10 protein-coding genes and 1 pseudogene are annotated in these 14,577 nt (G+C 33.7%); 8 read left to right on the forward strand and 3 right to left on the reverse strand.

Annotated features, from left to right (window positions below):
* Positions 1-251: 251 nt before the first annotated feature.
* Positions 252-710 (reverse strand): nucleoside deaminase, encoded by a 459-nt coding sequence (locus M3600_RS24055; RefSeq protein ID WP_251647845.1) that lies wholly within the window; start codon positions 708-710, stop codon positions 252-254.
* A gap of 767 nt (positions 711-1,477) precedes the next feature.
* Here M3600_RS24055 and M3600_RS24060 point away from each other — a divergent pair.
* Positions 1,478-1,976 (forward strand): annotated as a pseudogene (locus tag M3600_RS24060) (HPP family protein).
* Positions 1,977-2,750: 774 nt separating this feature from the next.
* Here the strand turns inward: M3600_RS24060 and M3600_RS24065 are convergent.
* On the reverse strand, positions 2,751-3,566 hold the full coding sequence (locus M3600_RS24065) for a Cof-type HAD-IIB family hydrolase (protein WP_251647888.1): 816 nt from the start codon (positions 3,564-3,566) through the stop codon (positions 2,751-2,753).
* Between the two features lie 192 nt (positions 3,567-3,758).
* On the opposite strand from M3600_RS24065, the gene M3600_RS24070 reads away from it, so the two are divergent.
* The 6 genes from M3600_RS24070 to M3600_RS24100 all read left to right on the forward strand — a co-directional run bounded on the left by M3600_RS24070 (position 3,759) and on the right by M3600_RS24100 (position 11,328).
* Positions 3,759-4,658: an AraC family transcriptional regulator gene (locus tag M3600_RS24070; RefSeq protein ID WP_251647846.1), complete on the forward strand. Its 900-nt coding sequence runs from the start codon at positions 3,759-3,761 to the stop codon at positions 4,656-4,658.
* 444 nt (positions 4,659-5,102) lie between these two features.
* On the forward strand, positions 5,103-6,056 hold the full coding sequence (locus M3600_RS24075) for an MATE family efflux transporter (RefSeq protein WP_251647848.1): 954 nt from the start codon (positions 5,103-5,105) through the stop codon (positions 6,054-6,056).
* Between the two features lie 349 nt (positions 6,057-6,405).
* Positions 6,406-7,020: a sugar O-acetyltransferase gene (locus M3600_RS29100; RefSeq protein ID WP_285854841.1), complete on the forward strand. Its 615-nt coding sequence runs from the start codon at positions 6,406-6,408 to the stop codon at positions 7,018-7,020.
* A 115-nt stretch (positions 7,021-7,135) separates the two neighbouring features.
* Positions 7,136-7,852 carry a GntR family transcriptional regulator gene (locus tag M3600_RS24090; protein ID WP_251647850.1) on the forward strand — a complete coding sequence of 239 codons (717 nt, stop codon included), beginning with the start codon at positions 7,136-7,138 and terminating at the stop codon, positions 7,850-7,852.
* Between the two features lie 172 nt (positions 7,853-8,024).
* Entirely contained in the window at positions 8,025-8,306 is a 282-nt protein-coding gene (locus tag M3600_RS24095) for an HPr family phosphocarrier protein (protein ID WP_251647851.1), read from the forward strand.
* 364 nt (positions 8,307-8,670) lie between these two features.
* Positions 8,671-11,328, forward strand: a complete 2,658-nt coding sequence (locus M3600_RS24100; protein WP_251647853.1) for a beta-glucosidase — start codon at positions 8,671-8,673, stop codon at positions 11,326-11,328.
* Positions 11,329-11,610: 282 nt separating this feature from the next.
* On the opposite strand, the gene M3600_RS24105 is transcribed toward M3600_RS24100, so the two are convergent.
* Positions 11,611-12,876 carry a helix-turn-helix domain-containing protein gene (locus tag M3600_RS24105; RefSeq protein ID WP_237943648.1) on the reverse strand — a complete coding sequence of 422 codons (1,266 nt, stop codon included), beginning with the start codon at positions 12,874-12,876 and terminating at the stop codon, positions 11,611-11,613.
* A gap of 344 nt (positions 12,877-13,220) precedes the next feature.
* On the opposite strand from M3600_RS24105, the gene M3600_RS24110 reads away from it, so the two are divergent.
* Entirely contained in the window at positions 13,221-14,531 is a 1,311-nt protein-coding gene (locus M3600_RS24110) for an ABC transporter substrate-binding protein (RefSeq protein WP_237943657.1), read from the forward strand.
* Positions 14,532-14,577: the final 46 nt, after the last annotated feature.

Here is a 14,577-nt window from a genome sequence, read left to right on the forward strand (position 1 = left end):
CTGTTTAGCAGACGGGATCTCTGTCCCACTGGCAGTTACGTTTTACCCCGGCTACAGTTATAATAAGCCCATATAAAAAATGGTCAACTAGAAATATTTTCATTTCTGGTTAACCTTATAATACGAAAGGGGCAGTTTTGTTAATAAGAAATTCAACTTTAGACAAAAATGGCTAGTAATGAGCACTAAAATATCCATGTCATTCTAAAGTACTTGAATAACATGGATAAATATTGCTGTGACCTTTAATGCTAATGAGCAAATTTGTACCCTTCAAATACTTTTAACCCTTCAACATTTAAAACTTGTTCTACTACCACTGGCTTATTTGGACTTTTTTCGATAACTTCTTTACATGAAATCATGATATTACTACCTGCAATTCTGGCTAGTTGATCATGGGATACACTGTAGACTATTTTGCCTAAATTAGACCATACCATTGCACCTGTACACATCACACAAGGTTCGCAGCTGGTATACAAAGTATATTCGCTAAGATCAAAAATGTTATTTTCAGAGCAAAAAGTACGAATAAGTCCGATTTCAGCATGATGCGTAGGATCACAATAACTATTAATTTTATTTTCACCAAACATTACAATTTCGTTATTTTTTACTAAGATTGCACCGAATGGTTCATTTCCATCCTTTCTAGCCTTTAAAGCCATTTTAATGGCTATTTCAATAAAGTCTTCATCTTTTGTCATAAATAGTCCCTCCTGTCCGATGCTATTATAACGGAAAATTAAACAGTATGAAACTGAGTCATTCCGTAGAACAGTCATGCACAATTCGAGGATGCTGAACACAATAAAGCTTAAGTGGACTAGAGTTAAACATTATGATCGCTACATAGGTTATTTTCTTATTGTAGAACGGGGCAGCATTCCTATAATAATTGTTACCAATTCTCCCGATTATATCCTTTGTTATTGTAGGTGTTGGTATTCTCCTAGCGTTGATTACCTTTGTAGTATTTTGCATCTTTATTTTTCCGTACAGTGCACGTTATGAGAATTCATTGCTAGGTAGCTTTTGTGTCGTATTACAGGTTTCTTCATTAAATCCTAAAATAACAGCTGGTTTGCTAATCCTTATAATTGCTGTAGTAGCAATAATGTCATTAGATCCTTTTTGGTTAATCTTTGTTTCTTTCTTCTTTTTTATGATTGGTTTTTCAACAGTCAGCTTTGGTATTTCTCATATTTCTTTAAAGCTTTTTACTCCTTATGAGTAGAAAAATATCTGAAACTATATAAGATAATTCCAGTATGTTCAGTGATTAATGCTAATCAGATTAATTTGTTATACCTGGATTGGTTAACCTACAAAAGCATTGGATGAAAACAGCAAGATAAGATGAGAGGGCAGTTCCTTTATTACTGTTTTTAATGATGTGATTAACATACATCTTTTGATTACAGAAGGAAATCTTGCAAAAAAGGAACATAATGATGAAAATACTTCCTATTTAATGAAAATGAAAGGAGGAGGAGAAAAAGGCCCTCTGAAAGTAAATATAAATGATATTATAACAGGATTTATGGGTGGAGCTATAACCATTTTTATTCTCGGTTTATTAACACGTTTTACCTATACTCCTTTGCTAATAGCTTCATTTGGTGCAAGTTGTGTATTAGCATTCGGACTCTGGAATTCACCATTATCACAGCCTAGAAATATTATAGGTGGCCATTTCATTTCCACTTTAATAGGATTAATTATTTATCATTTATTTGGTAATGAACCATGGTCATTGGCTTTGGGAGTTGGGTTAGCTATCGGTTTAATGATGTTAACGAAAACAACCCATCCTCCCGCTGAGAGCAGATCCAATAATAATAATACTCGGCTCTTATTCATGGGAATATCTATTTACACCAGTATTAACAGGATCTATTGTAATTGTACTGTTAGCATTAGTTATTAATAATTTAAGAAGCAACAGGAAATATCCAGTTTTTTGGATATGAATTATTGGTTAAAAAATAAAGAATACGTTAATGTAAGGGCGACCGTCGAATCCACTGGTATAAATGGGGTTAGACGGTTTTTGTTTGTGAATTAATCAATCTAAAGAGGATTAATGCTTATATGGAGAGTTAACGCTATTGCATGAAAGTCTGTGTTTAAGAGAAAAATGTTTGTTTATGGAGGGAGATAAGTTTAATTACTTTATTTGGTAATAATGTTATGATAAGTATAAAAAGGCAATGGAAAGAGTGAGATTAATGAATCATGTCACTACCAGAAGACCATTATACTTTTGGCTATCCATCACCTTATTACTTTGTGGAATAGTTTCATGGATGCCATATTTAGCTTTTAAAATTCAGGAACCTTATGGATTGCTTACTTTAATCATTAACCCTGTTGGAATGATCCTAGGAATACTCTCAGCAAAAAAATGGGTTGCTTTAAGTAATTTAATTATGATATTTAGTATTTTTCACGTAGCAATATTTGTATATCTGTCTAAAGGGTATATTCCTATGTGAGGGTTCTGTTTTTATTCAAAGCTTAATTAAACTATATCATCTCCATATTCCAAATGATGGTGAAAAGGCTATTCTTAAAGCATATACAGTAGTAGGCTAGTTAAAAGCAGTTTTAGAAATTACTTATATGATTTTTAAAAGCCCAAATGAATGAAGGCAACTTTCAAAATCTGTGTCCAGTAGAATCCGAAACACAGATCATAAAAAAGTTGCCTAAATATAAATTGTAGTTATGTTACTTATCTAGTTTTATTTAAAATATTTATTTAATGTATAAGCAATTCCGTCTTCTTCATTTGAACGCGTAACTTCATCAGCTACAGCTTTTAAATCGTCTACGGCATTAGCCATCGCAACTCCGATACCAGCATATTCGACCATAGTAGCGTCATTATGTCCATCTCCGAAAGCAATCATCTCTTCTTTTTTGTATCCTCTAGGAATTAGCACTGTATCTAATGCTTTTGCTTTATCAATTCCTTGAGCAGTAAATTCAAAGTAAAAGGGAGCTGTAAACACACAATTTAACGTATCTTTGAAAGGCTCCATCATCTCTTTGTAATGTTTCTGAAGATAATCATCAGATCCTGCAGTTAGGATTTTATTTAGTGGATAATCAGCAAATGCCGCCAAATCATCTACTTCACATAGTTTATATTTACCACCACGGGATTCGTATTTCATTATGTTAATATCATTACCATTATACTTTATTTCATTATTGAAGACATCAGTTACATACATATAGTTATCTTTATCAATCATAGGAATTACTTGAAATTTTTTCATATGCTCAAGCACGGCTTGACCTTGTTCAACAGTCATTGTTTCATTAAATAATACTTCATTGGTTTCACAATCCACGACTTTAGAACCGTTAAAAGAAACTAAAAGTCCATGATGCTTTTCCATTTCTAATTCTTTCGCAAAATCCATTAATCCAGATGTTGGTCTACCAGAAGCAAGAACTAAGATTGCTCCAGCTTTTTGTGCCTTTAGTAAAACCTCTTTTGTTTCTGCAGATATCGCTTTTTCATTATTCGTTAATGTACCATCCACATCCATAATAATTACTTTAATATCATTCACAATTGAATCCTCCCTTGAATTTACCGTATAAGTATTATTTATAATATCTTATATTTATTATCTCTTTATCAGTTCTCTTTCAATAGCAATATTATATTATTTATACTTGCGTTTTCCATCAAAATTGGGTTTAATATTATCAAAATCGTATTTTCTTTGGAGGCAATCATGAATTCAGTATTGGAAATATTTTCGGATTCATCTGAACGAGTAAACTATAATATACCTGATTTCCCTTTATATGTGCGAAAAGGAAGATTACTTTACTTTGATAAATATGTTGCACCAAGTCATTGGCATTCCGATTTAGAATTTATTTTAGTACTTGAAGGTTCTATGGAATATTTTGTGAATGGTCATACGGTTAGTATTGAAAAGGGAAATGGGATTTTTGTAAATAGTAAGCGTATGCATTATGGTTATTCTAACAATATGAATGATTGCCACTTTATTGTTGTAGTTATTCATCCTATATTGCTTGGTGAGCACACTCAAGTAGGAAAAGTCTACCTCGAGGAAAAATTCGGATTATCTACTGAAGACTATATATTATTGAATGAACAAGTTCAATGGCAACAAGAAGCACTGACGAAATTAAATGAAATATATGAAGAAATGCATGAAAACGCAAATCCACTTCGTTTAAATGCACAAGTTATGTCTCTTTGTGCAAATATAGGAGACCATATACAAAAAGTCCCTAGGAACCATGTTGATGACAATTCCTGGGGGACAGTCTGGAAAATGACAAATTTTATTCATGAACATTATGAAGAAAAAATAACACTGGATGACATTGCGTTTGCTGGCAATGTTTGTAGAAGTATATGCTGTAACTTATTTAGTAAATATATTGAACAAACTCCCAATAATTATCTAATAGGCTATCGAATTCAAAAAAGTTGCGAAATGCTAAAAGAAACAAATAGATCTATCAGTGAAATTGCAATTGCGTGTGGTTTTCAAAGTGGAAGTTATTTTTCCTATACTTTCCGTAAGAAAATGAGCTATGGGCCACAGGATTATCGAAGGCAAATTACAATAGCCAATCCTAGTTCTACTTACTAAAGTTATAATTTAAAATGTTCTAATGTATTTTGTCACATCTAATTCAAAAGTAAGAATGAGGCTGAGTTATAAGTATGTAAATCTGCATAAAAACCGAACTATTTTATCGTTTTTGATAATTAGTTCGGTTTTTTGTGTTTTCGGTGTTAATACAATAATTAAAAATCTTAGTAGAATGGATGGGAGCGTTATGAAATGAACTAATTTTAAAGCCCTATCCCAAATTTAGCTGAAATTACATTATTCGTGTTTAGTTAGATTATATATTGTTTTGTCTCAAACACTATTTTTATAGATTTTATGTACAAGACCTAAGTAGAAATATAAGGGACGATTCTTATGAAATACACGATTTCGAAAGAATGATATTTGATTTTGATGGAAGTGATCTATGTAAACATATACAATTTATTTATATTTAAAATAAGAAAGACGGGGTGTGAAGTGTCAAAACAAGAAAAGAAATCAAATAGTGAATTTAATCGTACCCTTAATCGTTCCTTGTTTTCGTTAGTATTACCAATAGCATTTCAAAATTTAATTTCAGCAGCTGCCATTGCGGTAGATGTTATAATGCTTGGTGTCATTAATCAATCTGTAATGTCTGCCGTATCACTTGCGGGACAAGTAACTTTTGTATTGTCGCTATTTTATATGGGTATTTCAACTGGAGCAGGTATACTCACGGCTCAATATTGGGGAAGGAATGACGTAAATGTAATTCAACGGGTATTTAGCATTACTAGTATTTTTTCACTGAGTATATCGATAATATTTTTTGTGTTTTCGTTTTGCTTTCCCGAAGTGCTAATGCGATTACTTACAAATGATACGGAGTTAATTTACTATGGAAAGATCTTTTTGCGTACTGTGTCGTTTTCGTATATCGCAATGGGACTATCTCAGGTTTATTTTAGCGTGATAAAAAGTATGGAGAACGCACGATTCAGTGCATGGATTAGTTCCATTTGTCTTTTTCTTAATATCGGCTTAAATGCACTTTGTGTTTATGTATTCTTTCCGGGTATGCCGGAAAAGGCCATTACAGGGGTAGCTGCGGCAACTGTATGTGCTAAGTTCGTAGAGCTTGGATGTTGTATCATTCATTCAATCAGATACAGTCAAGTTAAATTTCACCTACCATTAAAAGATAAGATTAATCGTCAGTTACGTAAAGACTTTCTAAAATATACAATTCCTATACAAGCTAATTATTTTGTATGGGGCGGTGGCTTAACAGTTGCTACATCCATAATCGGACATGTAAGTGCTGATATGGTTGGCAATAAAAGCATCCAAAAGAATCAATTTATATGCATTGCTTTTAGGTATTGTAGCAGGCGGGACTATATTGGTGATAAAGCCATTGGTGTTCCTTATAGTAGACCTAAACGTTAATGCCCAATCATACTTAGATGGAATGTTATAAGTATGCGCTTACTATTGTATTGGTAAGTCCATTAATTCAACAATCATTGGGGTTTTTTTCCAGCTGGAGGAGATGCGGAATTTGGGCTTTGGTGTGATATTGTTGTAATGTGGATTATAGTATTGCCATTAGGCTATTTGAGTGCATTTGTGTGGAATTTACACCCTATATTACTGTATGCAGTACTCAATTTAGATGAAATTCTCAAGCTGCCGTTGGTTGTATATCGTTATAGTCAATATAGATGGGTTAAAAATATTACAAGAGATGTGGCATCATAATGAATAATAGAATGAAAAGGAGAAATGACATATTACAATGAGAGAAAGAATCCATTCAGGAAAGTTATTTACTGATTATTGTGAAGGATTACCAGAAGATAGGATGCAAGCTAAAAGAAGAATGATGGAATTTAATGCAACAAAACCAGATGCATTAGCAGACCGAGTTCAAATAATGGCAGAAATATTCGGTAAGGAAACTAAAGCATGGATTGAACCACCATTTTATTTTTGCTATGGCACAAATATTGAAATTGGAGAAGGTACTTACATTAATTTTAATTGTAATTTTGTTGATGACACGAAAATTATCATTGGAAAAAAAGTGTTGTTTGGTCCGGCCGTAACAATTGCTACTGTTGGCCATCCAATCAATCCTAATTACAGAGAGTATATGTATGCTGAACCAGTAAAAATCGAAGATAACTGTTGGATTGGAGCAGGAAGTATCATATGTCCAGGGGTAACCATTGGTGAAAACAGTGTTATAGGGGCTGGAAGCGTAGTGACAAAAGATATTCCAGCTAACTCAGTTGCTGTTGGTAATCCTTGCAAAGTAATGCGAACAATAAATGAACATGATATGGAATACTACTATAAGGACAGAAAAATAACACAACAAGACTTAGATGAGGAAGCAAGCTTAAGGTAGTGTAAGATAAGCTAGGTAAAACGAGTGAGTAGTGAGTGGCGAAAAAAATTTTCCCACTCACATAAAAAAAATCTGCATTATATAATATTACATCGTTGTAAAAGCGAGGATCATAATGTTGAAATATCAGTATATTGCTTTGGAAATGGAAAGGTATATTACAGAAAATGCATTACAACAAGGAGACAAGTTACCTATAATTGAAACATTAATAAGTCACTATAAGGTTAGCAAAAGTACTGTTATAAAAGCACTTAAACTGTTGGAGGACAAAGGAATTGTTTTTTTGGTGAGAGGAAGTGGGGTTTTTTTAAGAGGCCAAAGCAGAAAAGGTTATTTTAATCTATTGCCATCCCAGAAATTTCAACAAGTTGATCATAATAGTTCTCCTGCTTTGCGAAAAGTAGTCGGCATGGAAATAGTAAGTGCATTACCAGAGGTTGCAGATGCTCTTGATTTAGACAAATACTCAAAAGTATATTCCGTAAAGTTAGTTCATTATATGGAAAAGCAAGTGTTATGCACGGAACAAGTGTTTTATAATAAGGAAATTATTTCTTATCTGGACAAAGAAATAGTTTCTAAATCAATTAATAATTATTTGAAAGACGTCTTAGGATTAAAAATAGGATTTCCTGATATTTATATAAATTTGGATAAACTGAACTCTGAAGAAGCAAGTTTTTTTGGATTGAAATTAGGGGATCCAATGCTGTGTAAAGAAATCATTTACCATCTTACAAGTGGGCAGCCTTTCTGTTACTCAAAAGCAATATATCATTATAAACAAGCTAAATTCGTTATTAAAGGAAATAGTTTTAATTCCATATGATTTATGTTAAGTCAAAAATACATAAAATAATTGATTTTTAAAATGAATAATTTCACTTTTTTAATTCGTTTAATAAGTTGCTAATGATGAAAGTCCCACTTGATAAGGGATAAAAGATATTTGATTAGTTGAAAGGAATACTCAAAATTAATTTGTGTTTGAGGTGCAGATTATGTTGAGAAGTCAGGTTATTGTTAATCTTCCAAGAGGACTACAGGCAAGAAACACATGTTATTTTGTTGCAATTGCTTCTATGTTTGATTGTAAAATACATATTATTTATAAGGGAGTTACTAGTGGGATTGATTTAATGGATATTATGAATTTAAATGTTTTGGAGAAAGACGAAATAATTTTAGTTGCCAATGGAAAAGATGAACAGAAAGCTATTTCCACTTTGGAGAAATTTTTTAACGAAGGAAAGTTGGATAATAACTCCTTAATCATACCATAGCTGCACTTGGAAATGATAATAAATCATTAAGAATCCCTGTTCAGAGAAATGAATGAACTCTGTATAAACTCAACCGTCAATAAACGATGATGAGTTTAGATTGAATTTAATATTAGTTGAATAATTTTCTTATCGTACATTTTATAGCCAAAATGTACGATTTTTTTATTTTATTGGAATGTTATTATTTTCTATATTTTAGGGGAAATTATCTCAGATTCGATGATTTGGAATGATGAATAATGTAGCCTATTCATTACTACAAAATTCTGCTCTTAGGACTATAAGGCATTAGATCTAGAAAATCATAGTTTATAGGAGAAGAACGTTGAAATTACTAAAAATAATAAAAAGGAGTGGGATAATGGCCGATTTTTCAGTAGTGAGACGCAAGTTGATGAAAGTCATGATTCTTTTCGCGATGATTCTTAGTCTTTCAACATTACCTTTAAATGCATTTGCCAAAGAGTTTCCGTGGATGAACAAAGGTCTTTCTGCTGAAGAAAGAGCTCGTACTTTAGTCGGAAAAATGTCATTGGAGGATAAGGTAGACTTTATTACCGGAAACGTCAACAGTGATTACGGATTTTATAATCAGGGATTAGCAAAATACGGCATACCAGCCTTACAAATGGCAGATGGACCAGTTGGAGTCCGCATAGCTAATCCTGAAATTCAAAATAGACAATCAACTGCCTTGCCTTCTGCAATAAGCCTTGCAGCAACATGGAATATAGAGACTGCAAAAGAATATGGAAACCTGATTGGGAATGAAGCTTTTAATACGACGCATAATGTTATGCTTGGTCCTGGACTTGACATTGCCCGCATTCCTTTCGGCGCAAGAAACTTTGAATCTTTCGGTGAAGATCTATATTTGCAAGGACAAATGGCAACAAGCTATGTGAATGCTCTTCAAAGTAATAGTGTTTTGGCGACAGCCAAGCATTATTTATTGAATAATCAAGAGAAAGACCGCTTTACGATTGACTCTCAAGCAAGTGCACGAGCAATAAATGAAATCTATGCAAGACCATTTGCAAGCATCATTGAAAATGCTGATTTAGGAAGTGTCATGTGTTCATATAATAAGGTCAATGGTATTCATACTTGCAATAATGTTGATTTACTAGCAGGTCTACTTAGAGAACGCTTAAACTATCAAGGATTTGTCATGAGTGACTACGGAGCTAATAACAGCACAGTTGATTCTATTAATGCCGGACTTGATTTAGAAACACCGGGAGAGCCTTCTGGAGTATGGGGAAATAAGCTTCTACTGGCTGTATATGAAGGGAAAGTAAAAAAAGAGACAATTAATCAAAGTGCTTATCGAATTCTTTACCAAATGTTTAAAAAAGGTTTATTTGATAATCCCACGCAGAACAATCCAATTGATATAAAAGCCCATGGGGAAATAGCTCGTAAAATCGCTGCTGAGACAATGGTATTGTTGCAAAATAAGAAGGATGTTTTACCATTAAATACACAAAAGCTGAAGTCAATTGCGGTCATTGGACCTGACGCGGATAATGCTTCAGCAGCTGGCGGAGGGAGTTCTCTTGTTAATCCTACTTATACAGTAAGTCCGCTAGAGGGTATAAAGAGACGTGCAGGAGCAAATGTACAAGTTGAATATGAGGCAGGGACAGATCCAGTTAATGCCGGTGATATTTTTCCTGGACCTGATGCAGTTCCTTCTTCTTTCTTATTGCCAGCTGCAGGTTCAAAAGAGAATGGTTTAACAGCTGAATACTGGTCGAATGAGAATATGGAAGGAAATCCAGAATTTAAACATACCGCTAAACAAGTTAGCTTAAATCTTGGTTTCTATAATTATAAAGGTTTTAACGCACAATCAACTAAGTTAGACAAACTGCCAACTAGCTTAAATGGCAAGATGTCTGCAAGATATACCGGTGTAATAAATGTACCGAAAAAAGATAAATACACCTTATCTACGACAAGTTATGGATCGAGTAAAGTGTATATTGATGGAAAGTTAGTGATTGATAATGCTGGTGAAGAACTGAAAACAGTACAACAGACAATTACTTTGGAAGCAAACAGAAATCATAATTTGAAAATAGAGTATAAAACAGACTACAAAGAGGCTCCTGGATATAAGAATGGCGGACAATTACGGTTTGGATGGAAAGCTTCAGACAAAATTATTGTCAAAAATATCAAGCGTGCCGTTAACTTAGCGGAAAAATCAGATGTAGCGGTTATTGTAACAAGAACGTATGATAGCGAAGGTTACATAGATCGGTCAGATATGGAACTGCCTAATAACCAATCACAATTAATTAAAGAAGTCGCAAAGGTAAATAGAAATGTCGTGGTTGTTAATGAAAGTGGGATTGCTGTAAAGATGGGTGACTGGAAAGATAAGGTCGCTTCTATTGTACAAGCATGGTATCCAGGTCAGGAACAAGGAAATGCTATAGCTGATGTATTATTCGGAGATGTTAACCCTTCTGGAAAGCTGCCAGTCACATTTCCTGTCGATGAAGACTCAACACCTGTTTCTACGGAAGAACAATATCCTGGAATTAATAAAGTTATAAAATATACAGAAGATATATTTGTCGGTTATCGTGGCTATGAACAAGCTGGCATTAAAGCAGCTTTCTCCTTTGGACATGGTTTATCCTACACTAAATTCGATTATAAAAATTTAAAAACAAAGGTTAAAAATTCGTCAGAATCCACTGATCCAATGGTTGAAGTTACTTTCAATATAATAAATACAGGTAGGGTGACTGGCTCTGAAGTAGTACAAGTATACATTGGTAAACTTCCTGCTAACATAGAGACATCTCCCAAACAATTAGCAGGATTTAAAAAAATTGAACTAAAGCCTGGGAACGAAAAGAGAGTAAGAATGAAACTCGATTCAAAAGTCTTTTCTTATTATGATGAAAAGAAAAACAAATGGATCTTTCCTTCAGGAGAAGTAGCTATATATGTAGGCAGCTCTTCAAGTGATATTCGTCTAGCAGGAAGTGTAACTATCTAAAGCGAAATCAACTTTAAAAGATAAAAAAGTCCAAATTGAGGGAAGGTGTTATCTTTTATCATTTAACGATTAAGTAAATTTGGCAGCAAAACCGTCTAATCCTTGATATATAGGGGGTTAGACGGTTGTTTTTTTAAAGCTTTTATCGCTTCCGTACAAAGTTTTTTTGATTAATTTATTGCTGTATGTCACTGCCGCTACAGAAAAAAATCCAGTTCTTAAGAGACATTATGTATCTCTATGAATGATCCGCAATATTAAAAGAGAGAATGCTAATTTGAATCAGAAATTAAGATTTTTCTCCTTTCCGATGTTATTTTTCATGTATTGCTTTGGTGTAAAACCTGTAAACTTTTTGAACACCTTAGTGAAATAGCTTTGATCGGTAAAATTAAGCAGGGTATATATTTCTGATAAAGAGTAATTAGAAAATATCATTAATTTTATGGCTTCATCAATTTTAGATTGCTGAATATATTCCGTAACTGAAATCCCAACCTCTTTTTTAAATAAGTTTGAAAGATATTTTGGATTCATGGAGACATAGTCAGCAAGGACAGCGAGAGAAATATTTTCGTATATATATTTAAATATGTAATGCTTGCAATCACTTATTGTTTTGGAGCTTTGCTGTCTTTTACCTTTATATACTCTTTCAGCAAAGTCCAAATAGGCACTTTCAGTAAGTGTCTCAACCTCTTTAATCGTATGAAGTTCCTCAATATCCTGAATATACTTATCTCCTAAAGTATAAGCAATTTCAGGATTTAAACCACCAGCAATTGCCGCTCGAGTAGCCAGCGTAATCCCTGCTATTTTTAAGTTCTTATGACTTCTTATTTCACACTGCTTTGACAATACTCCAAATTCAAAATCGGATCTTTGATGAAAGGCTTTATAATAGATGATTAGATCTTCTTTATTTCCATCCGTAATATATTGATATAATTTCTTTTCGGCAGCAGGGTCATGATGAAAGGAGGAGTTTTGACGTAAATCTGAAATGCTTTTGTCTGATACTTGGTGTTGATGGAAATTATCTATTGAATAGAGATTTTTTTCCGTAATGTCGTTCATGTCAAATTTTTCTTTAAATAAAACATAAGAAAGAAGAATACTTGATTTAATTAACCTCCATCTACTTATTACAGGCAAGGAATAAAAATAGTCTTTTACTTTTGGGGTGAGTTCACCTAAATCATTTGCATAAAATATGTTGGTTAACATTGCTTCTGAAGGATTTGCGAATACCGTTGGGCCTAAGAAAATTGTCCCGATGTACGTATGGTTTTCAACAATAGGAATTAGAACAAACTGTTCCTGAAATATAGTTGAACACATGATTGGAAGTGTTTTCTCTTTTTCTGATAGATTGATGCTTTTTAAATGCTCCTCATAGGAAGAAAACATTGGATTATGAGGTAGGTTAGATGAATGATTGAGTATTAATTTACCTTGTTTGTCTAGGACTGAGATTGGGATACTCGTTGTCTCATTAATTAAATTGCAGCCAAATTCCAAACCAATTTCTCTGAATGTATGATCCATTATAAAATCCCCCTTAACTATTTATAGTGAAATTTGTTAAAGCACAGTTTTACGGTTAAAAACAGGTTGCTCAAACTAGGGAGGATATGAAAGAGAAATTCGGAGAGAACGTAAGGTATCCTTTAAGAACGGACATGGAAAAGTAAGCCACTTGAAAGGAAAAGGTAAAAAAATATATTTTTAAAAATGATTAAGTACCATTTTAGTGGAAAATCTACCATAAAAATGTTCTGAATAAATATATAATTCTAACTAATCCTCCTTGTAATGCTGATTATTTTAAAATGAAAACGCATCCATTACAAGGGTATTATGTTCTAAACATTAAGGGGAGTGAGTGACAAGTGAGAAAGTATTGGTTTATTAGTTTTTTCATGATGATGTCTTTAATACTAGGTGCCTGTAGTAATAGTGCATCAAATTCCGAAGATCTGACCATTCCAGAAAACCCAGAGGATGTAAAAGGGGAAGTTACTGTATGGGCATGGGCGCTAGAAGCCAATTACTTAGAAAAAGATGTAACACCTGCGTTTAATAAGATTTATCCAAATGTAAAAGTAACAGTCGAAAATCTAGGGGTAGACCAAGTGTATCAAAAACTAAGTGCTGGATTATCAAGTGGTGGTAGTGGTTTACCTGATTTAGTCCAGGTTGAAAATAATCGTGTTCATTCATTTACTAATAAATTTCCTGATGCTTTCACAAATCTTAGTAAGCTAGGTTATAGCGAACATGAAGATAAGTTTTCGACCTCTAAGGTGGAAGGTTTGAAGGACCAAGACGGTAACATTATCGCTGCACCAAGAGACTTGGGTCCAGTAGGCGTAATTTATCGCAGAGATATTTTCGAGGAGGTAGGGATAGATCCTGAAAGTATCGAAACATGGGATGACTATATCGAAGCTGGTAAGAAAGTAGTTGCCCATACAGGCAAGGCATTTTTAGGGACTGATAGTGAGGCGCTTTTGCGGATTATGCTGCAACAACAAGGTAAATATTATTTTACGGAAGATGGAAAATTAGATCTTACTTCACCTGAAGCAGAGAAGGCCGCTGCTATCATCCAAAAGATGAAGGATGCAGGGATTATTACGTATACAACTAACTGGGATGGTCAAGTAGCTGCGATGAAAAACAGTGAGGTTGCGTCACATCCAGGGGCTGTATGGTGGAGCGGAACTATGCTAGAACAGATGCCCGAATTAGCAGGTAAGTGGGATATGTTTAGACTTCCAGCTGTTGAAGAAGGTGGAGTTAGGGCTGCAAATGATGGAGGATCTGCTTTAGCGATCCCAAGTTCGTCTGAGAATAAAGTAGCTGCTTACGTGTTTGCAGAATTTGCCACAACTGATGTGGATTCGCAAATTCTAGGATTAACAAATAGGGGGTTATTCCCATCCTTATTAGAAGCATATGATAGTCCGATCCTAACGGAAAACCAAGAGTATTTTAACAATAAACCATTCTTTAAGAATTTTTCAGATACAGTAGCAGACATTCAACCGATTAACCATGCTCCAGCTGAACTAGAGGTTAGATCAATCATGACAAGTGAATTTCAAGCGTTTTTACTAGAAGATAAAGCGGCGAAGCAAATGTTAATTGATGGGGAAAAACAATCGAAGCAGCAAATAGGAATAGAAGTCTCAGAATAAAAAAGCTAATAGACTAGGCGGACTAGTCCTCCTAGTCTAATTCTAA

Origin of the sequence: Niallia sp. MER 6 (assembly GCF_023714395.1) — a bacterium.
Classification (GTDB): domain Bacteria; phylum Bacillota; class Bacilli; order Bacillales; family Cytobacillaceae; genus Niallia.